Below are 21,514 nucleotides of genomic sequence, written 5' to 3' on the forward strand. Positions count from 1 at the left end.
GTGCATAATAAGGGCGGCTCAGAATATCCTGTTCTTCAGTGACCTTCAATTCTTCCCTGTCATTCTGGAATAATTCTGCAAGGCCAGGGCGAACCAGGCAAGTCACGCGGCAGCGGTGTCGGAGGACAAAGGCTTCTACATGCCCCATCCAGCTATATGGTCGCCGACACCACCGAGATGCATGTCGATCAGTACTTCCTGATCATTCAAATTCATGATATGATCGAGGACGACCCTGCCCGCGCGACTGACCTTGATGGAAAAAGGAACAAAATATTTCTTCGTGCTTGCTATGAAGCCGCCTTTGCTCTCCGCAGAGAACAGAACCGTCTGGGTGAGAAGATCCTTGATCTCGAGATGCCAGTCACCCTCAGGAAGGCTGACGCGGCAGCCTTCCTGAAAATCATATCTTATCCCTTCTGGTCCGACCTGGCTCGGCGTACTGTCCATAAACTTTATGCTCTTTGTTCCCTGGTCGAGAGGGCTAGAGGCCCGCTCGCGCAAATATCTCGCCATAGACCCGGGCTACGGCTTGATAGGTTGCATTGACGGAATACTGCTTTGCTGTCTTTTCCGCTTCGTCGAGCATGCTGTCAACGCTTGGTGCCCCATGGCTGATGTCGAAGAGAAGCGAAGCGATGCAATCGACGATTTCTTCGCACTGCTCCGGTGAAAACCAGCGGCCGTTATGAGGGGTTGCGTAGTCTTTCCCACCCGTGCCAAGCAGTCCCACCAGAGCGCAGCGTGAAGCCATGGCTTCGAGAGGTGTCAGGGGAGACGCCTCCTGTCTCGAAAGGGCAAGGAAAACCGCGGCTATCCCCATCGCCTCGGCGACTTCCCGTTGCGGCATGTTCTCCAGGGCGATCCAGGGGATATGCTTGGTTTGGGGATATTTCAAATGCAGCATCGCGAGAATGAGTTCAGCTAACGCAGAGTTACCTTTTTCGGCAGGCCATTTGCCAGGGTTGGTCACCACGCATAGCTGCTTTGGGCGCGGATAGAACAGGCTCGTATCTACGAATTCGGTATGATGTGGATATTGGGCACGCGCAGAACGGCGGAAAGCGAACGTGCAGTCTCACGTCCGGGCACGATGAAGTGCTGAAAACCCATTTCCCGCAGTTCCTGACCGCCAAGGCCGTAGCTGTAGAGATAGAACTGGTTCTGGCAAAACATGACCTTGGGGCCCGGATGGGGGGTCTTGGCATGGTCAAGCAGGAAAGCACTAAGGGTTTCAGGAAAGACGAGGACGCTATCCGGAGATGGGGCATATCTGTCGCAGATCGTGATTCGGTTCGAGATATCAAGCCACTCGGGTTTGCCGGCTGGCTGGTAAACCGAGACGTCGTGTCCCAGCTTCGCGAGGATTCCGGCGTGTTGGTACGTTACCTTGATGCCGCCGGAGATGGCCTTTGGATCATAGGGGTTCAGGAAAACAATTTTGCTCATGTCGTAATAGTCCGCGAAGTGGGGCGCTCTGGAGCTCAATAGTGGCTCTCATTCCCGCAAGGATCAACGGAACATAGATATGCCGTATAGGGGTTAATATTTTGTATAAATACAATATATCATACTATTATAAATGGAGATTTCCCCAATATAACGATATAAAATCATATAATATTCATAATTGTATAAATAATGTATTCATACATAATGATAAACAAGGGTGATTGCCTGTCTTCTTCTTGTATTCGTTAATATCGTTAATCGATATGCCTGGTCCCAAGGGGTGCTCATGCGTGCAAAGGGAGAATAGGATTCTTCTGGATAAAATCGTCACCAATCCGTCAAAAATACATTAGGAAATGTTTATTCCTCTTTCCCGAAACCCATACAAACCAAAGAAATAATCGGTTTGTGACGTTTTATACCGGAATCGTGATGGCATTTCCCAAACAATTACCCATTGCATCCTTCTGCTCGATATGTCAGAAATGTTGGTAAATAGATAACACAAATTGTCGGCGGGGTGATTCCGGAAAGAGTCGCGCCTGATCGCACAGTAATTTCGGTCATCATACCACAGGCTGTCCCGCGAGGGCCGTATTCGTGCCGTGATGAACATTCTGAGAGGCAAAACATGGCGATCACTTCTACCGGTTCCGCCAGCGGCGCGACCATCATAAGCAGCGGCGGGAAATACTCCGTTCTGAGCGGCGCCACTCTCGTCGTGCAAAATGCGGGTTACATCGTATCCGGCGCTGTTGTCTCAGGATTCGGTAACGGTCCCAACAACTCTGGAGCGATACCCGGACAGTCCGGCGGTACAAACTATCCTGCTCTGATCATCGCGTCTGCGGGCGGTATCGCTTCCGGCTCCACGGTCGGGTTCGGTGGCGTTGTGATGGGGGCTAATGGCGGAACAGCCGCTGGCGGTACGGCGGTCGATAGTGGCTCGTTTGCTGCGGTCAATGGCGGGTTTGTCAGTGGCGCGACCATCGGTTCGAATGGTGGTGTGCTTGCCTCGATGGTTTCGGGCTCTGGTGGTGGCGCTGGCGTCGTGATCGACACCCATGTGCTTGCGGGTGGCTATGCGCTGGCCGGTGGTGGCTTCACCATCAAAGGGCAGGCTTTCGCGGGTTCGGGTGTTATTTCCAATGGCACCTTTGATGTTGGTTCTACCGAGGTTCTCTCTTCGGCAGGTACCGATATCGGCAGTCTCGTGGGAGGCACGCAGCTTGTAAACTCGGCGGGTGTCTCCCTGCGTTCGATTTTCAGCGCCGGAACGCAGATCGTCGCCGCCGGAGGGTTGGCGAGTGGAGCGACCGCGTCTGCTGGCGGTCGGATCGTGGTCAGCGGAGGCATGGCCTCTGCGGTCGTGCTTGGCTCTGGTGGTAGTTTGCGTGCGACAGCCGGTGGGCAGGTCAACGGGCTTCAGGTGCAAGCAGCTGCGGCTGCCTCTGCGGAAGCGGCATCCGTCTTGAGCAACGTCGTCATTTCTGGTGGCGGAACCCTGACGCTCAGTTCGGGAGCGACCCTCATCAATGCAGTAGTCTCGGGTCTGACGTCGAGTGGTGGGGCCGGCGGGCTCCTGGTTCTTCAGTCCGGTGCTGTGCTGAGTGGCATAACGTCCATGGGCTTTAAGAGCAGGCTGGATATTGACAGCGTGCAGTATGTCTCGGGTGCAAAGACTACTTATAGCGGTAATACGCTGACGATTACCGATGCCAGTGGCACTGTCTTGTGGACCGGTTCTGTGGCGAGCATCCCTGCAGGAGGGACCAGCAAGGATTTCCATATCGAGAGAGATGCTGCCGATGGCAGTCTGATTGTCGTCTATGACAAGTGCTTTCTCAAGGGAACGATGATCCGAACGGAGCAGGGCGAGCGGCTGGTCGAAGATCTTGCAGTTGGAGACCGGGTTGTCGCCTATGTCGATGGCAAGGAAGTTCTGCGCGAAATCATCTGGGTCGGGCGTCGCACAGCAACAGTGCGTCCAGGGCTTCATGATGATGAGGTGGGTTATCCTGTGCGGATCGTACAGGGCGCCCTGGGTGACAATGTTCCCTACAAGGATCTGCTTGTGACCCCGGAGCACGCGCTGTTTCTGAATGACGCTTTTGTTCCGGCCCGCATGCTGGTCAATGGACGTAGTATCTATTACGATCGCACTCTTACCCATTTCGATTATTATCATATCGAAACAGACGAGCATTCCGTTCTCTGGTCGGACGGTGCGATGAGCGAGAGCTATCTCGACACAGGTGATCGTTCCGCCTTTTCACAAGACGGTCCTGTTGTCAGGCTGCTGAACGCACCTGCAAGGAATTGGAGGATGACGCTGCGGCGCCTCTGCGTGTTGAACGCAGCTTCGTGGAACCGGTTTTTGAGGCGCTTTCTGAGAGAGCCGCGACGCTTTCGATTGGAGTTGAACGGCCTGGCGTCGAGATGACCGATGATGCAAATCTGCGCCTGGTGGATCATCAGGGGCGGGAAATAAGGCCTCTGCGGACAGTAAAGCAGGCGTACATCTTTATGATCCCGGCAGGGGCGAAAGGGCTGCATCTGCTCTCTCGTGTTGCACGTCCGCTGGACGTGGTTGGCCCGTTTCTTGACGATCGCCGACATCTCGGTGTGCTGGTCGGGGAAATACAGATCTGGGAGGCCGGCCAGACTCGTCAGATCGATGGACATCTCGGATCTGTCAGCCTGTCCGGCTGGTCGACCGTGGAAGAAGGGCGTCGTCGCTGGACGACAGGATGTGCCGAGCTTCCTTTGAGCGACCTGGATTCCGATGCTATCGCGATGATCTCCATCGAGGTGCTGGCAGGTGGACCCTATCCGATTGCCTCCGATGCCGTCGAAAGCAATCAGGGTGCCCTACCGGCGCGTATGTGAAGGCATTGCTGCACAAGGTAACCGGTCGGGGCGTGATACGCCCCGATTTTGGGCAAATGTCTTGCTGTAAATTACCTTGAGATACGGCAGGACGAGGCCGTTACACTGATAGTTTCGCAGAATTATCACTCTGATTTCTTTGAATCCTGGTCGCTCACAAAAAATTTGCGGTTTGGGTCAGTTGGTGTTTGGCTTTGTCAGTGTTGGGTCTGAGTAAAAAAAGGATGGATTAGTAAAGGCTTAACGAGATACCTAAGAGATGTTTTTGTTTTAAAAACTAATTATCGGAATCTCGTATAGTAATTATCTATATATCGCGACGTTGATTGATGAATTCTTATATGTCACTTGCTCATATGTTAATTAACTATGAACGAGTATAGTAAGCATCCTGTTATTCGGGTGTCGATTCCTGCTGTGGCAAGGCATTTGTCTGGTCATTTCGTGTTCGGTGCTCTGATGCGTGCTCGTATATTCTTGCAGGGGCTGGCATATGGCTATTACTTCTGATGGTATGAGTGGGGCAGCGTCGATTACGAGTTCAGGCGCCAGTAGTTATCGAGTTCTGAGTGGTGCAACACTCATCACCACAGGCGCGGACGGGGCGACGATTAATTCGTATGTGGCCGGTTTGGGTGCGGTGGGACCAGTAATCCCGCCATGCTGATTGCGTCGGCCGCAGCAGTCGCCTCTGGCGCGACGGCGGTTTCCGGCGGCGTGGTGATGGCCGGTGGCGGCGGCAAGACAGCGGGGGGTACTGCGTACGACAGCGGTGGTTTTGCTGCCATCAATGATGGTATTGTCAGCGGCGTGACTGTCGGTCTCTCCGGCGGCGTACTCGCTAGCAAGATGTCGAGTTATGGCGGTGGCCCCGGCGTTGTCGTCGATGCGCATGTTTTGTCTGGAGGCTATGGCATCGCGGGTGGCGGCTTCACGCTCAAGGGGCAGAGCTTTGTCGGTCCCGGTGTTATTTCCGCCAGCAAATTCGATGTTGGCTCGACTGAAGTCCTGGCCAGCGGTGGCACCGATATCGGGAGCGTCATTGGTGGTATCCAGGCGGTTTCCTCAGGCGGAACCGCCATAAAAACGATTTTCAGTGCAGGAACGCAGCTGCTGGGTCCGGGAGCGCTGGCGAACCAGTGCGTCGTCTCCGCCGGTGGGCTTGTTCAGATTGCCCAATATGCGGTGACCAGCAACCTGATCGTCGGCGCTGGCGGCAGCGCGCATGCTCTTGCAATTGGCAAGATCAACGGAGCGCTTGTTGCGGCAGGTGGCGAAGTCACGCTCGACGCGCTGGCGTATGCGAGCGCCGTCAAGATCGAGCGCGGCGGTACGATAACGGTCAACTCCGGCGCGACGCTGACAAATGTCGTGATCTCGGGGATCGAACAGGAGGGCCAGGGCGCGGGTGGTCTGCTGATCGTTCAGTCTGGAGCCGTGCTGCAAGGCGTACGCATCGGCTGGAAGGGACGTATCGACGTCGATACGCTCGGGTGGGCGGAAGGACAGCGCATTGTCTACAGTAACACCCAGATCAGTATAGTCGATGGGGCCGGTCGCGTATTGTGGACAGCGCCGGTGAGCGGTTCGCAGGCCATATCGGGTGGAGATTATCACCTTGAGAGAGACCCCATCGATGGCAGCACAGTGATCGTCTATGACAAGTGCTTCCTGAAGGGGACCATGATCCGTACCGATCGCGGCGAAGTTGCAATCGAGGAACTCAAGGTTGGCGATCGTGTGGCCGCTTATGTCGACGGCGATGAAGTGTTCCGTGAAATCGTTTGGCTCGGCCACCGTTCGACAATTGTGCGTACCTGGCTGGAGGATGATGAGGCCGGTTATCCTGTGCGTGTTCTCCGGGGTGCATTAGGCGATAATATTCCGCACAAAGACCTGCTCGTGACCCCGGAACACGCCATGTACCTGAATAATGCGTTTGTTCCGGTCCGCATGCTCGTCAACGGACGCAGCATATTCTACGATCGGAGCCTGACGCATTTCGACTACTATCATATCGAAACAAATGAACATTCGATCCTGTGGTCTGATGGTGCGCTCAGTGAAAGCTATCTGGATACCGGTGATCGCAAGCGTTTCGCACAGGCCAATTCTGTCGTTCATATCCTGAATGCGTCTGAGCAGAATTGGGAAAGTGATGGGGCCGCACCGCTACGTATAGAGCGTCGATTTGTCGAGCCACTTCATGCATCCCTCGCTCTCCGAGCCACTGCGCTCGGCCTCGGGAAACTGACCCGCGAGCCGGAGATCACTGAAGATCCCGATTTGCACCTTGTGGATGACAGAGGACGCATCATGCGTAAAATGCGCGTAGTCAATCGTTCGAGTGTCTTCATGTTGCCGCCTGACGCGACAAAGGTAAGGATCGTCTCGCGTGTCTCCCGTCCTGCTGATGTCATCGGGCCGTTTCATGACGACCGTCGCCATCTTGGGGTTCTGGTCGGTGATATCCAGATATGGGAGTCCGACAAGACGCGCCATATAGGTGCCCATCTGACTGATGAAACGCTTGAGGGCTGGGCAGATATTGAAGACGGGCGCAGCGCTGGACAACTGGCTCAGCCGTGCTGGATCTGAGTGACCGTCAGTGTGATGCCGTCTGCATCCTCGCCATTGAGGTTCTTGCAGGGGGGCCATATCTGGCAAAATCGTCAGAGCCTCTCTTGGGGGCTCAGGCGGGGTAGAGCCGGGTTATTCGAGTGACCCTCGTTTTTCGGGTAAAGAGGGCGGTCGTTATGGCCGCCCCATTTTTGTTTGGGGATTGACAGAGATGTTTCATACTATGGTGTTGCGGCATGCGAAGCAGACTCCGCAGTCCCTAGCGTTCGACAGTCTGTCGCAAGACTGGACCTTCGCTCAACTCGACATCGATGTTAGATCTGTCGCAGCTGCGCTGAGCAAGCTTCGAGAAGCGGAACCCCGGCTCGTTGGTATCCATTGCGGAAATCTGTACTGGCACTGGGTTTTCGTTCTGGCGCTCGCTTCGCTCGGGGTCGCAAGCGCGTCGCTTCCCGAGAGTTCGAGCCCGTCCTTTCTGCGAGATCTCCGTCTTCTGGAGCCGGATCTGATTCTTTCCCTCGGTGGGTTGTCGCTTCAGGATGTGCAGGTTCTCGAGGTTAGCGAAGGATGGCTCACCCGTGTCCGCGAAACCGAGCCTCAGCCCATCAATATGAGTATCGATTGCGATACGATATGCCGGTACGCAATCGCTGCGGGTACTGATGCCGAGCGCCACGTCTTGTCGATGAGTTTTCGCCAGGCAGAAATGGCGATCATGCATATGATCTTCCAGGATCAGATCCTGGCGCGCGCGACTATTGATCGGCCGCATGTCCTGTCCACGATCGGTGTCATATCCCTGACCGGTTTTATCGTTGGGTGCAGTGCGCTCTGCGGCGGTTCACCGCTGAATTTCGTCAGCCACACGGATATAGGCATTCTCATTGCCCGCAAGATCGCAACGGTTGCTGTCGTGACGCCGGGCCATCTTGCTCATATCATCGAGGTGTTACCGCCGGGCATGAAGCCACTCGAGACGCTGAAACTCGTGGTTACTGGTGGCAGGCTGAGCCGCGCGCTCAGAGACAAGACTCTCGAAAAGCTCACACGTAGTCTCGTTGTTGCTTACGGTACCGATGAAGCGGGGGCGATCGCGGTGGGGGATGCCGCGTCATTCGAGACAGAACATATGGTTGGTACGCCACTTCCCTGGGTCTCGCTTCAGGTGGTCGATCCTCAGGGCGATCAGGTGCCCGCAGGGGAGGAAGGCGTCGTACGCATCAGGAGTTCCGGCCTGCTGAATGGCTATGTTGACGGTCACAAGACGCAATCCCGTCATTTTTCGGAAGGATGGTTCTATCCGGGCGATCGCGGCATTCTTGATGACGGGCAGAAGCTGCGTATCACCGGGCGTGTCGACGATCTCGTGTCCCTTGGGGGAGAGAAATTCGACCTTGGTGTCATCGATGACATTGCGCGTGACATACTGGGGCAGCGTGAGCTGGGTAGTTTTCTCTCGCTGGATGAGGCCGGCAGAGATCGGTTGAATATTGCTTTCGCCTCTTCGGAGCATTTCAACGCCGATCATCTGGCTCAGGCGCTCCGCGCTTTCTACCCGACCCTGCCACCGGTTTGCGTCATGACGGTCGACCATATCCCCTGGTCGCTCGATGGTCATGTCGATCGCGATCGACTGTCGCAGGCTTTCCGGCGATCGGAAAATACGCTTCGTTAAAGTTCGAAGGGATCAGACAATGAAATGTCACGCGTGTTATGTGCGCATTGTCTGTAGTCTTTCACATTACTGCTGATAACAAGGTTCGGTTCTCGTTATGTCGCGCAAGAAAACTGCTGATATCGCCATCGTTGGGATCGGTTGCCGTCTGGCACCCAACATCAGAAATGTCGATGAACTCTGGTCGTTTCTCTGTGCGGAGGGTGAAGCGGTCACGGATATTCCCGAAGAGCGCTGGAGCGTCAAACGCTTCTATGCCGAAGAAATCGAAGCCCCGTCGAAAACCTATATGCGGAGGGGCAGTTTTCTCAAAAGGAACATCCACGAATTCGAGCCGCTCTTCTTCGGAATTTCCCCTAGAGAGGCGCAGATTCTGGACCCGCAGCAGAAATTGCTGCTCGAGGTAACGTGGGAGGCAATGGAGAACGCCCGTGTCGTGCCCGCCAGACTGGCGGGGCATAAAACCGGCGTCTTTATCGGTATTTTTGCCGTCGATGCCCATGCCCACACATCGAGCCCCTATAATCTGCCGACGGTGCGCGATCATTTTGCAGCGACGGCAACGCCATCGACCATGCTCTCGGCCCGACTGGCGCATGTCTACGATTTGCAGGGGCCCTGCATGTCGATCGACACGGCCTGTTCTTCGTCGCTCGTGGCGCTGCATCAGGCCTGCCGCAGCCTGAATGAGGGCGAGACCGATGTGGCCATAACGGGCGGGGTCAGTCTCATGATCTGCCCGCAGACCTCGATCTTCATGTCCAAGGGGCATTTCATCGCCCGTGACGGTCGCTCGAAGAGCTTCGACGCAGCTGCTGACGGGTATGGTCGAGGCGAAGGCAGCGTGGTTTTCATTCTCAAGCGCCTTGAGGATGCCGAACGCGATGGCGATACTGTTCATGCCATTGTCAGTTCGACCGGGGTAAATTCGGATGGCCGTACCCAGTTTCTGACCTCGCCGGATGCCGGGGCGCAGTCGCGTCTGATGACCGAGGTTCTGGACGCGGCTCAGGTTGAGCCCAGCGAGGTGGCCTATGTCGAGACCCACGGCACAGGCACGCCCGCAGGCGACCCGATCGAGACCTATGCGCTGTCGCAATCCATTGCCCGGTTCAAGGACGAAAAGCTGGTCATCGGGGCAATCAAGGCCAATCTCGGTCATACCGAGGCGGCAGCCGGGGCGCTCGGTACGCTCAAGGCGGCCTTGTGCCTGCGGCATCAGGCAGCGCCACCGCAGCCGCGCTTGCAGAACATCAATCCTTCCATTCATCTCGATGAATGGAATCTCGACGTTGCGCGCGGCGGCATGCGGTCGATCGCGACCACGAAGCCTGCCCGTTATGCCGGGGTTAATTCTTTCGGCTATGGCGGCACGAATGCCATAGCCCTTCTGCGTCGTCCCGAGGCGAAAAAGAAAGCCGCGCGTGCCACGATTGCCGCTCAGCGGATCAATGGGAAAATCCCTTTCCTGCTGACGGCGTTTTCCAAAACCTCATTGCCGCTGATGGCGGCGGCTTATCGTGAACGTCTTGAGGTTGATCCGGCACCTTCTCTGGGCGATCTTGCTTTCAGCCTGGCCACGTCACGCACGTTGTTCCGCAACCGTCTTCTCATCATGGCGCGCGATGAGAAGGACCTGGGTGCCAAGCTCGATGGCTATCTGCAGGATCAACGTCAGGACGATGTGCTTCAGGCAGGTGTCGAAGCACAATCAGGGCGTGGCATCGTGTTTGTCTATTCCGGTGTGGGGCCGCAATGGTGGGGGATGGGACGCTATCTGTTGCACCATGCGCCAGAGGCAGTTCTGGCCAAGGCACGGCGTTGCGACACGATTTTCAAGTCGCTCTCGGGATTTTCGATTGTCGATGAAATCCTGAAAGAAGAAGCCACTTCGCGGATCGATAATACGGCCATTCTGCAGCCTGCGATTTTCGTGATTCAGGTTCTGGTGACGGAATATCTCGCCCAGCAGGGCATCCTGCCCGATGCCGTTCTGGGTCACAGCATGGGGGAAGTTGCCGCTGCCTATGTTTCCGGCGCGCTGAGCCTGGATGACGCCGTTACGGTCATCTATTATCGCAGCACGTTGCAGGGCAGTCTCGACGGGACTGGCCGCATGCTCGCTGTTGGTCTCTCCGCTGAAGCCGCGCAGGAAATCATTGCCGAACAGGCGCCAGAACTCTGCGTGGCGGCGATCAATGCCCCCAACACCTGCACCATTGCCGGGCCTGAAGAGGCTATCAGGACGCTTTCCGCTCATCTGTCGCAGAAAGGTCTGTTCAATCGCATTCTGAATGTCGATGTGCCGTTCCACAGCCCGGTCATGGATCGTATCGAGGCCGATCTGAAGACGGCGCTGACGGCTCTCTCTCCCATGGTGGCGACCACGCCATTTTATTCTACCGTTCATGGAGCCGTGACGGCAGAAGAGCATCGCGTCGATTCCGACTACTGGTTCAGGAATGCCAGACAGCCGGTTCTTTTTGCGTCGGCTGTGGAAGCCTGTCTGGCTGACGGCTTCACGCAGTTCGTCGAAATCGGCCCGCACCCGGTGATCGGGCGGTCTCTGAAATCGGTGGCAGACAAGCAGCAGGCCAAGCTGAGCGTCATCAGCACGCTCAATCGCCAGGAAGACGAGGCGAAATGCCTCGAAAATGCCGTCGCCAACATTATCCTTCAAACCGCACGTCTCGACTGGCAGGCCATTACGGGAGGCGTGTTGATCGATCTGCCTTCTTATCGCTGGTCGCGAGAGGAATGCTGGGTCGAGAACGAGCGCGAAAAACGCTTTCGTCAGGGCGGTGGCGGGCATCCGCTGATTGGCTTCGGAAGCATGGTCCGGGCAAATCCTGGGTGGTGGACCTGACTGAACTCGGCGTGCCCTGGCTCAAGGATCACTGTATCGACAATGTCGTATTGCTGCCTGCGGCCGGTTTCATCGAGTCCGCTTTGGCGGTCGGGCATGATGTCGAGGGACAGACCGGCATCGTGCTCGAGAATTTCGAGATTTTCGCGCCGTTGGTGGTGCAAACCGGCGATAATCCGGTCATGCATCTGGCCTATGACGAGGTGAAGAAGACCCTGCGCTTTTTCAGTGCGAAAGAGGAATACAGCGAGATGTGGCTCGACCATGGGCGGGTCGATATCCTCTCCGCAGCACCCTGGCCCATGCCTGTCATCGACCGGGATGAGGCGCGCGATTGCCTGGCGCAGGGACATGCGGGAGCGGATCTGTATGAAAAGATCCGCGCCCATGGTTTCCATTACGGGCCCAGCTTCCAGACCTTGCAGCAATTTGCCGTGCAGGGGCGTGTTGCCTATGCAAGGATAGGGTTGAATGAGGCAGAGCAGGCGGATGCTGCGGCTTATCATCTGCACCCGGCGCTGCTCGACGGGGCGATGCATGCGCTCATTGGCCTGGTGCCCGAAAGTTTCTCCGACCATATGTATGTGCCGGTAGCTTCGAGCGTCTGAGCTGCTTCGCCAAAGGGCTGACCGAGATCGTGGCGCGGGTCGAGATCACGACAATCAGCCAGAGTCAGATCGAGCGACGCTGCGGCTCTATACGACTGAAGGCATGCCTGCCGCCGAAATCAGGGGGCTGCGGCTTGCGAGGTGCCCCGCGTGCGCAAGGAAGCCACCAGAGCGGTGGAGACCCAGCAATATTTCACCAAATGGACCGAAACCGAGGCATCGATCCTTTTCGCCGAGCCCAAGACCATTCTCATCGTCGGATATAAGACGGCTGCCGTCAAAAAACTCTCTGCGCTATTGGAGGAAAACGGCGTCACGGTTCTGTCGGCGACGCGCACGGGTGCCATCACGGCAGAGACGATCGGATTGGAACCCGGCCTGACGCTCGATGCCGTGCTGTATAGCGCGGGCCCCCAGCAAGACGGTGCATTCGATACGATCGTTGATCAGGTCAATGCGCTGGTCAAATTTGGTAAGCGCCTGTCATTCGAGAATGGCGAAAAGCAGCCCAGGCTTGTTTTCGTTTCCGAGAATTCCCTGTTCTTTGACCCGGAAGACGTGCTTGCCAAACAGGCACGCGTCAATCCTGATGGCGCGGCGCTCGTGGGTTTCTTCAAGGGGCTGGTCGATGAGCGTCCCGAATTCCGGGGCAAGGTGATCGACGTCGACACGCTCTCGACGCCCGAGGCCCTGACGGCTCTTGCTGCGGAGATTTTGAACGAGGATCCCGAGGCCGAGGTGGCGCTGCGCGAGGGACGGCGTTTTGTGCCCCGTTTCATGCCGGTTGAAGGCCAGCCGGACAGAAGCCTCGCGCAACTGCCGGGTGCCCCGGGCATCAAGCTGCAAAAGAGCCGTACAGGCACGTTGGACGGTCTCTATTACAAGGCCTTCGATGTGCGTCCTCCGGGGCGTGGCGAGATCACGATCCGCATTCTGGCGACTTCACTCAACTTCAAGGACATGCTCAAGGGGATCTCGGTCCTGCCTGAAAAATTCCTGCTCGACACCTATCATACGGTCGAAATGGGCATGGAGTGCTGTTTCGAGGTTGTGGCGGTTGGTAAGGGGGTCAAGCGTTTCGAAGTCGGCAAGCGCTATCTGACCTGCCATCCGGGCTGCTTTGCCTCCCACATGACGCTGCCGGTCAAGGGCTTTCGCGTCATGCCGCTCGACCTTTTCGAGACGGCGGGGCGTCCTCTGACGGTTGCCGAAGCCACGGGTCTGCCCATCGCTATCGCGACTGCGCTGTATTGTCTGCACGATCTCGCCCATCTCAAGAAAGGCGAAATCCTGCTCGTGCATTCCGCTGCCGGTGGGGTCGGGCTTGCGGCGATCGAAATCGCCAAGATTATCGGCGCTCGTATTTTCGCGACGGCCAGTAATGACGAAAAGCGGCAGATTTTGCTCGACCGTGGCTGCGAAGCCGTGTGGGATTCGCGCAGCCTTGCTTTCTATGAGGGCATTCTCGATGTGACCGGTGGCAAGGGCGTCGATGTCGTGCTCAACAGCCTGCCTGGCGAGATGCAGGCCCATAGCCTCGCGCTGTTGTGCAATACGGGACGCTTCGTTGAAATCGGCAAGAAGGACATTTGGGAAAAGCGCGACCTGTCGCAGTTCAGCTTCAACGGTAACGTCTCGTTCCACAGCTTCGATCTCGATCTGATGATGGCGAATGACCATCGCAAGGCCGTATCGATTTTCGACCGCATTCCTTATCTGTCGCGCAAATTCGACACGGTCATTCTGCCTCACAAGGTCTATCCGGCGTCGGAGGTGCGCGAGGCCTTCAAGTTCATGTCGTCGGCGAAGCATATCGCAAGATCCTCGTTTCCTATGAAGATCTGGCCGATGTCCGTGCCCAGCGTCAGCCTGTAAGGCCGATCGACCCGGAAGGGGCCTATCTCGTGACGGGCGGTCAGGGCGGTCTGGGCCTGGCGACTGCGGCGTGGCTTGCCGCCAATGGCGCGCGTCATCTCCACCTGATGGGGCGCAGCAAGCGCGACGACCCGGAGACACTGGCCAAGATCAAGGCGCTCAAGACGGCTGGTGCCCGCGTGACGCTGCATTATGGCGATGTGGGCGTCCTGGCAGATCTGGTGCGTATCAAGGCCGCCATTCTGGAGGCAGGGCAGCCGTTGAAGGGCGTTTTCCACGCCGCAGGTGTGCTCGATGACAGGCTGGTTTCGAAATATACCGAAGAGAGCCTGCGCCGGGTGCTGGAACCCAAAATTCTCGGCGGGCGTCATCTCGATGAACTGACGCGCGACTGCCCTCTCGATTACTTCGTTTTGTATTCGTCCATCGTCACCGTCACAGGCAATATCGGTCAGAGCAGCTATCTCGCTGCCAATGCCTGGCTCGACGCGCTCGCCAGTGCGCGGCGCAAGGCAGGGTATCCTGCGCTTTCCGTGCAATGGGGGCCGATTGCGGAAGTGGGTATGCTGGCGCAGGAAGGCAGTGTCGTGCAGTTTTTCGAAAATGCCGGCTTCCGTCTTCTTCAGGGCGAGGAGGCGCTGTCGCTTCTGCCGGATCTGCTCAATCGTGACCGCGATACGGTTGCAGTAATGGCGATCGACTGGGAAACCTGCTTTACCCATCACGGGGCCATCGAGCGTAATCCGAAATTTGCGCTTATTCGTCGTGAGAAGAACAATCGCAATTCCTCAGCGCAGAAGCTTGCCCATCTTCAGGCGCTGTCGCCGGAGGAGCGGTACGACTTCGTGCTGGAGAATGTGAAGACCATTCTGGGCAGCGTGCTCAAGATGGCGCCTGACAGTATCGATCCGGGGGCTCGGCCCAACGAGTTGGGGGTGGATTCCCTCGCCGGTGTTGAAATCCAGACGGCAATCAAGACCGAATTCAATGTCGAGATTTCCTTGCTGGTGCTGTCGCGCAACGAGCCGATCCGTGAGATTGCGAAGAATGTTCTACGTCAGATCAGCCTGAATGCTCTGGCCTCAGCCTGAAGTCGGTGAGGTGAAGGCAAAAAAAGCCGGGAGGGGTGACCCTCCCGGCTTTTCTGTTTGTAGCAACCGGTCCTGAAAAAATCAGTCGTGCTCGATCTCCATTGTCTCGCCCGGCAATTCCTTCGGCTCGATCAGCGCGATAGCCCCTACGATGACACTCGACCCGATAACGAAGAGCTGGGCAGAGAGGGGCAAGCCGAGTGAGCGCCCGCAAACAGGCACGAGCTTGCCGGCTAGACCCTGCCCAAGCGACCCGATGGCGTAGCTCAGCCCCATGCCGAAACTGCGCGTATCTGAAGGGAAACGCTTGGCCAGATAATGCGGCACAAGGGCGAAAACTCCCGAAGCCGCAAGCCCCATGATGACGGCAGATACCAGTAGTACCGGATAGGCGCTCGCACTCAGGAACGGATAGATGGTGAGCACCACCACGATCAGGGTGCCGATGATCACGCGCAGATCGCCAAACCGGCTCGCTAGCGCGCCGCAGCCGAGCTTGCCGATCAGCGAGCCGATGCAGAAACAGCCGATCGGCCAGAAGACCATGGCCGGGCTCAGATGATGCACACCACGCAGGATCGTCGGGTAGAGGCTGTAGATCGCCGCCTTCTGGAACTCCAGAAACGACATAAGGGCGATGGCCTGCACCGCAGCGATGGTGAGCACGAATTTCACCTTCGGCACAGGCGCGGCCTCGGTGGCATTGCGTCGTTCCTCCTGCTTCAGTTTCCAGACCGGGCTTTCCTGCACCCCGATACGGATAAAGAGCGCGAGCAGGGCAGGAGCGAGCCCGATGAAGAAAAGGAGACGCCATGAATAATGCGGCAGGATGATCGCCTGCGCGGCCGTGGCCGCGAGAAAGCCAAGCTCGTAGCCCGACATCATGATGGCCGATGCCATGGCACGACTGCGCCCTGGCACGCTCTCCATCAGCAATGCGGCTGAGGCGGTCCATTCTCCGCCAAAGCCGATACCGAACAGAAACTGAATAACGATCATGCTGACCAGGCCATTGGAAAAGCCCGTTGCCGCCGAGAAGATGCCGAACCACAACACCCCGAGAAGAAAGGCTAGGCGACGCCCGTAACGGTCTGCCAGCCATCCCCATCCCGTATTGCCGATGGCTCTACCGATGCTCTGGGCAAGCAGGACGGAGCCCATGGCGCTAATCGTCACACCGAACTCGTGAGAGATGTCGGGCAGTGTCAGAAGCAAAGCCGTCTGGTCGAAAGCGTCGAGAAACCAGCCGAGAAAAGCGGCAATTGTCACGCGCCAGTAGGGCTTGAGGGCGACGAGCGGTGGGTAGGAGAGAAGTTGTGACAGGGGCGAAGGGCGGGCGGAGGCCGACATGGTCTCGTCCTTGAACAGAAAGGAAAACGAAGGGAGAGCGACGTAAGCGCGTCAGATAGCGGACCGTTTCACTCCTCATTCTGCATCGCCTCTGTCCAAAAATCGAGTCCTGTCTCACGCCAGCGCGTGCTCAGTCATTTTGGCAGGGCTGGTCGGCACGACTGGCATCATTGACCGTTAACAGCTTGTTAGATGTCTGGTGTTAGCGTCCTCGTTGGTTTCACCGTGGGAATGAAATGATGGAAGAGCTGGGACGCTCCCGATCTGTCCCGGTCACAGGCGGGCCCGACTCCCTCATGACCTGCGAGGGAAACGACGCTACCTCTGATCATGCCCCCGGCGAGCGCCGCAAGCGAGGCACGGGCAGACCCAAGGCACGGCAACGTGATTCTGAGCCAAGCTGGACGAACCGCTTCGGTCTGGAACACGGGGGCGTACGCCTGATTGGATGGGAGGTCGAGCCTGGTATTTCCGAGATTGTCAGACATCGACGTCGGGAAGAACGAAGCAGTAAGCTGGCGGTCACGGTCTCGACAGGGACGGATTTGATTCGATTGCAGCGGGTCTGTCGATTGACGGCTCCGTTGCTGGTTCGTTCTGAAGACGCGCCTGATGTCGTTCGCTCCGTTACAATCACGCTGACTGATACAATGGCGCCGGATAATGATTTTGTTCTGGCGCTAAGGGAAATCCTCGCCGATACGGCCTTTCCCCCTGAGGCCCTGCGCATCACCCTGCATGAACGGCGCCTCGCAGCCGATAGCCGTGATCTGGCGCTCGCTCTGGCAATTCTCATTGATTGGGGCGTTGAGATATGGATGACGCGTTTTGGCCAGGACACGACGAGCATGAGCTTGCTGAGAGAGCGGGCAGCGTCGGGTCTCCTGTCAGGTGTGAGTATGGACGCCGCCCTTGTCATGACCCCCATCGGGTCGTGGCGTCCTCTGGATACCGAGCAGCCTGCTGACAAACTCGACCCGGTAGCGTCTCGCTTTTTTGCGGCTGCTTGTGACGCCATGCACGCTCTGGGACTCAAGACCCATTTTGCTCGTATCACCTCTTCGGCACAGTTCGCTTTCGCGGTTTCGGCTGGGTTCGATGAGATGGGTGGCCATTGTCCTGAGCTTGACCGCATTGCGCTGCGTGAGGCACTGCCTTGTCCCTGACGCAGGGCTTAACGGTCTGACTGCAGCGGGTGTCTGGTGAGGCGGTCGATCCTTTCTTCGAGGTGTCGCCCATAACGTGAGTTTAACTTGCCCTGCAACGCCTTAACCTGTTCTGCGCTAAGTACTGAAGAGAAGGAGAAGAGATGGCGCAGGCAGATGCGGTCTATGACCGGTATTTCCAGACGGCCCTTGATGGGCTCAAGGCAGATGGCAGCTATCGGCATTTCGCAGAGCTTGAGCGTCATGCGGGCCAGTTTCCTCACGCCTATCATCATGGTCTGAAACGCGACATCACCGTCTGGTGCTCCAACGACTATCTCGGCATGGGTCAGCACCCCGACGTGCTCAAAGCCATGCATGAGAGCCTCGAGCGCAGCGGCGCCGGGGCAGGCGGTACACGCAATATCTCCGGTACCAATCATGAGCATGTGGCACTCGAAGCCGAACTTGCCTCGCTGCATGGCAAGGAAGCAGCGCTGCTGTTCAATTCGGGCTATCTGTCGAACTGGGCAACGCTCGGCACAATTGCCGCGCGTCTGAAGGGCTGCGTGGTGCTCTCCGACGCCGCCAACCATGCGTCGATGATCGAAGGCATCCGCCATTCCCGCGCCGAGAAAATGATTTTCCGCCATAACGACGTGGCCGATCTCGAGGAAAAGCTGAAGGCGCTTCCTCTGGAGACGCCCAAGATCGTGGCGTTCGAGTCCGTCTACTCGATGGATGGCGATATCGCGCCCATCGAAGAGATCTGCGATCTGGCCGACCGTTATAACGCCCTGACCTATCTCGACGAGGTTCACGCCGTGGGGCTGTATGGCCATCAGGCGGCGGTGTGGCCGAAGAGCGCGGTATCGCGCATCGGCTTTCGGTCATCGAAGGAACGCTCGGCAAGGGCTTTGGCGTCGTCGGCGGTTATATCACCGGCACGGCGGCGCTTTGCGATTTCGTGCGCTCTTTCGCTTCAGGCTTCATCTTTTCCACGGCATTGCCGCCGATGGTGGCGGCAGGCGCGCTGGCCAGTATCCGTCATCTGCGTCAAAGCCAGGAAGAGCGTTCTGCGCATCGTCAGGCCGTCGCGTGGCTGCGTGAGAGCCTTGATCGCGCCAATATCCCGCATCTGGCCAACCCGTCCCATATCGTGCCGGTCATGGTGGGTGATGCTACGCGCTGTCGCGCGCTGTCCGACGCGCTCTTGCAGCGTTTCGGCCATTACATCCAGCCGATCAATTATCCGACTGTTCCCCGTGGAACAGAGCGTCTGCGCATTACGCCAGGTCCGTTGCACCGTCGCGAGGATATCGACTCTCTCGTATCGGCGCTCAAGGTTCTGTGGCGCGAGCATCGTCTGGCAGAAGCGGCCTGAGCGGTTCCGGGGGCGCCGGACGCCCCCGCTTTTTCTCTACCTGTTCTGATGAGGGCGCGTCCAAGCTGCGCCGCCACGCATTGCCCCGCCTCGCTGTCTTGTTATAGGCAGGGGCCTTTATTCCGATCTGTCTCCCGCAAGGAAGCTTCCGATGCTGCCCATTTCACGAGCATCATCGTGCCGCGCCGTTTTCATGGCGCTCATGATTCTGATGTCCGGTCTCTTTCTCGGCGTGGCGCTGCCTGTCCGGGCGCAAACGGCGCCTGCCAGTACTGCGGCGCCCCATATTACCGCCGAACAGGCCAGACAGCTCGCCTCGGTGCTCAATGACGAGACCAGGCGCAAGGAATTCCTGACCACACTTCAGAACCTGACTCAGGCGCAGCAGGGTGCGGGGCAGGGGGGCGGTGGTCCGTCCAAACTGAAGCCGGACGGGCTGGGCGCTGAGATACTTGGCAGCGCGACGGGTTGGAGCCGCCTTGCCAGTGCGCAGGCGCATTCGCTTTTGCGCACAGTGGTCGATGTGCGCGCCATCGGTCCCTGGTGGCGGCATATGCGCAACAGTGACGCTGACCGCAAGGAATCGCTCAAGCTTCTTCTGCGGGCGCTGGGGCTCGCTTTTGTCAGTACCGGGCTGTTCTACGCGTTGCGTTTTCTGCTTCGCGGCCCTCGCGGTCGTATCGAGGCCATGGCGCGCATCAAGGGGCGTGCCGCCTGATCAAGGGGGAAGACGATCGCCAGGCCGCAGAGGAGGCGGTCGAACGTGAGGCCGCGTCGACGCCTCCTGAAACGACCAGAGAGGAAGAAGAGGGGCAGGACAAGGAGCGTCTGTCGCGCCTGCGTCATCAGGGGGCTCTTGCCCGCCTCATGCTTGTGCTCAAGCGTCTCCCTTACAGCCTGCTCTGTCTCTTGCTCGACAGCCTGCCCGTACTTGTCGTGCCGTTCATCGCGCTACTGATCGTCGTGATCGACCCCGATGCCGATGAGTCGACGACTGCTCTTTTGCGGGCGCTCAGTATAACGGCGCTAATCGCCGGGGCGCTGATCGTGGCTGTCAGGACCATTCTGGCGCCAAAGCGCCCGTGGCTGCGTCTTGCGTTACTGTCCGATTCCGCTTCGGTCTTCCTGTTCGACTGGACGCGTCTGCTGGTAATTACCACGGGCATTTCGGCAGCGGCGCTCGAAACGCTTGATGATTGCGGTCTGCCAGACCGTGTTGTCGAGGCGCTGCTCAAGATCGTGACGCTGGTGCTGCATCTGATGGTCGCGGTCATGATCATGCGAAGCCGTCCTCGCGTGATGCGGTTTTGCGACCGTGGCGACAAGCGAGGCATGGGCGCCAACGCACTTCATCTCTTCGGCCGTATCTGGTGGGTCGTGGCGCTGTTCTTTGATATGGGGCTGTGGCTGGTCTGGGCTGCCGAGATCCATCACGGCTATGCGGCAATCTGGAAGCTTTTTTTGCGCAGTGCTGCAGCGCTGGTTCTCATGCGCTTTGTCAGTATCGTGCTTTATGGCGTGCTTGAGCGCGTGTTCCGCACCGCGCCAGGCTGGGTAGCACTCAGCGAAGACACCCAGACCCGGTTCAGCCGCTATTATGCGCCGGCCCAGCGTGTGACGTCGGTTGTCATCGTCGTGCTTACGGTTCTGGCGCTCGCCAGTGCCTGGGGGGCTCCCGTCAAGGCGCTGTTCGGCGTCGGGGGGCTCGGCTACAGGCTCATCTCGTCGTCCATGACCGTTCTCATCGTGTTGTTTCTGGGGGTACTTGTATGGGAGGCGACCAACCTCACGCTCGAGCGCTATGCCCGCAAGGTCGGGGCACTTGAAGAGGGGGCCGCGCGTCTGGCCCGTGTACGCACACTTCAGCCGATGATCCGTATCGTGCTGCTGGTCGTGCTAGTCGCCGTTATCGGCTTGACAGTTCTGAGCGAAATTGGCGTGAATGTGGCGCCTCTCCTGGCAGGCGCCTCGATTTTCGGCGTGGCGCTCGGTTTCGGGTCGCAAAAGCTGGTGCAGGATTTCATAAATGGTATTTTCCTGCTGATGGAAAACGCCCTGACCGTTGGCGATGCCGTCACCCTCAATGGCACCTATGGTGTGGTCGAGCATTTGTCGCTGCGCACGGTACATGTGCGCGCCAATGACGGGTCGATGAACATTTTTCCGTTCAGCTCATTGGGGCAGATCATCAACTACAATCGTGATTTTGCCAGAGCGATCATCGTTGCGGAAACCGGCTATGAAACCGATACGGACGATGTCGTTGCCGCCATCAAGGAAATCACTGCGGAAATGCGCGCGGATGAGCGTTTCGGTTCTCTTATCATCGACGATTTCCAGATGTGGGGCGTGGACGCGCTCAACCAGACGTCCGTTACCGTACGCGGTACATTGCCGACTACGACGGCCGGTCGTTGGCCTGTTCAGCGTGAATTCTACCGCCGTATGAAAAAAACCTTCGAAGCGCATGGCATCCATCTGCCTTATCCGACCCGGTTTGTTGAGGTCACCGGCCTCGGCGCGTTGCAGCAGAAAAGCGAGCCCCCCGAGCCTTCACAGAAGCAGATTGTGCCTGAGACGGGCGCCTAGACGCGCCGCC

At 57.8% G+C, this 21,514-nt stretch carries 15 protein-coding genes and 1 pseudogene; 12 read left to right on the plus strand and 4 right to left on the minus strand.

Features of this window, described 5'->3' with window-relative positions:
* Positions 1 to 135 precede the first annotated feature (135 nt).
* The 3 genes from JCM25414_RS24125 to JCM25414_RS01510 are packed head-to-tail and all read right to left on the minus strand — an operon-like array spanning position 136 to position 1,449.
* Entirely contained in the window at positions 136 to 450 is a 315-nt protein-coding gene (locus JCM25414_RS24125; protein ID WP_025840498.1) for a glycosyltransferase family protein, read from the minus strand.
* 34 nt (positions 451 to 484) lie between these two features.
* Positions 485 to 976 carry a glycosyltransferase gene (locus JCM25414_RS01505; protein ID WP_025840500.1) on the minus strand — a complete coding sequence of 164 codons (492 nt, stop codon included), beginning with the start codon at positions 974 to 976 and terminating at the stop codon, positions 485 to 487.
* Positions 977 to 1,014: 38 nt separating this feature from the next.
* Positions 1,015 to 1,449: a glycosyltransferase family protein gene (locus JCM25414_RS01510; RefSeq protein ID WP_025840501.1), complete on the minus strand. Its 435-nt coding sequence runs from the start codon at positions 1,447 to 1,449 to the stop codon at positions 1,015 to 1,017.
* 634 nt (positions 1,450 to 2,083) lie between these two features.
* Between JCM25414_RS01510 and JCM25414_RS21155 the strand changes: the two genes are divergently transcribed.
* The 8 genes from JCM25414_RS21155 (at position 2,084) to JCM25414_RS21180 (ending at position 15,036) form a co-directional block, all read left to right on the plus strand.
* Positions 2,084 to 3,895, plus strand: coding sequence for a Hint domain-containing protein (locus tag JCM25414_RS21155; RefSeq protein WP_025840502.1), 1,812 nt, complete (start codon positions 2,084 to 2,086; stop codon positions 3,893 to 3,895).
* 83 nt (positions 3,896 to 3,978) lie between these two features.
* Complete coding sequence (locus JCM25414_RS21160) at positions 3,979 to 4,341, plus strand: hypothetical protein (protein WP_148300891.1); 363 nt, start codon at positions 3,979 to 3,981, stop codon at positions 4,339 to 4,341.
* A gap of 660 nt (positions 4,342 to 5,001) precedes the next feature.
* Positions 5,002 to 6,939, plus strand: coding sequence for a Hint domain-containing protein (locus tag JCM25414_RS15925; RefSeq protein WP_051535609.1), 1,938 nt, complete (start codon positions 5,002 to 5,004; stop codon positions 6,937 to 6,939).
* A gap of 193 nt (positions 6,940 to 7,132) precedes the next feature.
* Positions 7,133 to 8,596, plus strand: coding sequence for an AMP-binding protein (locus JCM25414_RS01530; protein ID WP_081775738.1), 1,464 nt, complete (start codon positions 7,133 to 7,135; stop codon positions 8,594 to 8,596).
* A gap of 97 nt (positions 8,597 to 8,693) precedes the next feature.
* Positions 8,694 to 11,462 carry a type I polyketide synthase gene (locus tag JCM25414_RS21165; protein ID WP_051535610.1) on the plus strand — a complete coding sequence of 923 codons (2,769 nt, stop codon included), beginning with the start codon at positions 8,694 to 8,696 and terminating at the stop codon, positions 11,460 to 11,462.
* Entirely contained in the window at positions 11,450 to 12,070 is a 621-nt protein-coding gene (locus tag JCM25414_RS21170) for a polyketide synthase dehydratase domain-containing protein (protein ID WP_159101686.1), read from the plus strand. The genes JCM25414_RS21165 and JCM25414_RS21170 overlap by 13 nt, the downstream gene beginning before the upstream one ends.
* 150 nt (positions 12,071 to 12,220) lie before the next feature.
* Positions 12,221 to 13,945, plus strand: coding sequence for a zinc-binding dehydrogenase (locus tag JCM25414_RS21175; RefSeq protein ID WP_148300892.1), 1,725 nt, complete (start codon positions 12,221 to 12,223; stop codon positions 13,943 to 13,945).
* A gap of 29 nt (positions 13,946 to 13,974) precedes the next feature.
* Positions 13,975 to 15,036 carry a beta-ketoacyl reductase gene (locus JCM25414_RS21180; RefSeq protein ID WP_051535613.1) on the plus strand — a complete coding sequence of 354 codons (1,062 nt, stop codon included), beginning with the start codon at positions 13,975 to 13,977 and terminating at the stop codon, positions 15,034 to 15,036.
* A gap of 81 nt (positions 15,037 to 15,117) precedes the next feature.
* Here JCM25414_RS21180 and JCM25414_RS01540 read toward each other — a convergent pair whose 3' ends face one another.
* Positions 15,118 to 16,386: an MFS transporter gene (locus JCM25414_RS01540; protein ID WP_025840506.1), complete on the minus strand. Its 1,269-nt coding sequence runs from the start codon at positions 16,384 to 16,386 to the stop codon at positions 15,118 to 15,120.
* A 584-nt stretch (positions 16,387 to 16,970) separates the two neighbouring features.
* On the opposite strand from JCM25414_RS01540, the gene JCM25414_RS23240 reads away from it, so the two are divergent.
* From JCM25414_RS23240 to JCM25414_RS01560, 4 genes and pseudogenes are all read left to right on the plus strand, one after another.
* Entirely contained in the window at positions 16,971 to 17,552 is a 582-nt protein-coding gene (locus JCM25414_RS23240; RefSeq protein ID WP_159101687.1) for a hypothetical protein, read from the plus strand.
* A gap of 143 nt (positions 17,553 to 17,695) precedes the next feature.
* Positions 17,696 to 18,915: pseudogene (gene hemA / locus JCM25414_RS15935) on the plus strand (5-aminolevulinate synthase).
* A 151-nt stretch (positions 18,916 to 19,066) separates the two neighbouring features.
* A complete protein-coding gene (locus JCM25414_RS01555; RefSeq protein ID WP_025840508.1) occupies positions 19,067 to 19,633 on the plus strand; it encodes a hypothetical protein in 567 nt (188 codons plus the stop codon).
* Positions 19,634 to 19,782: 149 nt separating this feature from the next.
* The gene (locus tag JCM25414_RS01560) at positions 19,783 to 21,504 is read left to right on the plus strand and encodes a mechanosensitive ion channel family protein (protein ID WP_025840509.1); all 1,722 of its coding nucleotides are present in this window, start codon (positions 19,783 to 19,785) and stop codon (positions 21,502 to 21,504) included.
* Positions 21,505 to 21,514 lie beyond the last annotated feature (10 nt).

The sequence above is a fragment of the Asaia platycodi JCM 25414 genome, assembly GCF_000614545.1.
GTDB lineage: Bacteria > Pseudomonadota > Alphaproteobacteria > Acetobacterales > Acetobacteraceae > Asaia > Asaia platycodi.

Coding starts and splice junctions, on each gene's coding strand:
- JCM25414_RS01560 (WP_025840509.1), top strand. CDS start 19,783: ATGCTTGTGCTCAAGCGTCTCCCTTACAGCCTGCTCTGTCTCTTGCTC.
- JCM25414_RS21165 (WP_051535610.1), top strand. CDS start 8,694: ATGTCGCGCAAGAAAACTGCTGATATCGCCATCGTTGGGATCGGTTGC.
- JCM25414_RS15925 (WP_051535609.1), top strand. CDS start 5,002: ATGCTGATTGCGTCGGCCGCAGCAGTCGCCTCTGGCGCGACGGCGGTT.
- JCM25414_RS01540 (WP_025840506.1), bottom strand. CDS start 16,386: ATGTCGGCCTCCGCCCGCCCTTCGCCCCTGTCACAACTTCTCTCCTAC.
- JCM25414_RS01530 (WP_081775738.1), top strand. CDS start 7,133: ATGTTTCATACTATGGTGTTGCGGCATGCGAAGCAGACTCCGCAGTCC.
- JCM25414_RS01510 (WP_025840501.1), bottom strand. CDS start 1,449: ATGAGCAAAATTGTTTTCCTGAACCCCTATGATCCAAAGGCCATCTCC.
- JCM25414_RS21160 (WP_148300891.1), top strand. CDS start 3,979: ATGATCCCGGCAGGGGCGAAAGGGCTGCATCTGCTCTCTCGTGTTGCA.
- JCM25414_RS01555 (WP_025840508.1), top strand. CDS start 19,067: ATGCTGCCCATTTCACGAGCATCATCGTGCCGCGCCGTTTTCATGGCG.
- JCM25414_RS24125 (WP_025840498.1), bottom strand. CDS start 450: ATGGACAGTACGCCGAGCCAGGTCGGACCAGAAGGGATAAGATATGAT.
- JCM25414_RS21155 (WP_025840502.1), top strand. CDS start 2,084: ATGGCGATCACTTCTACCGGTTCCGCCAGCGGCGCGACCATCATAAGC.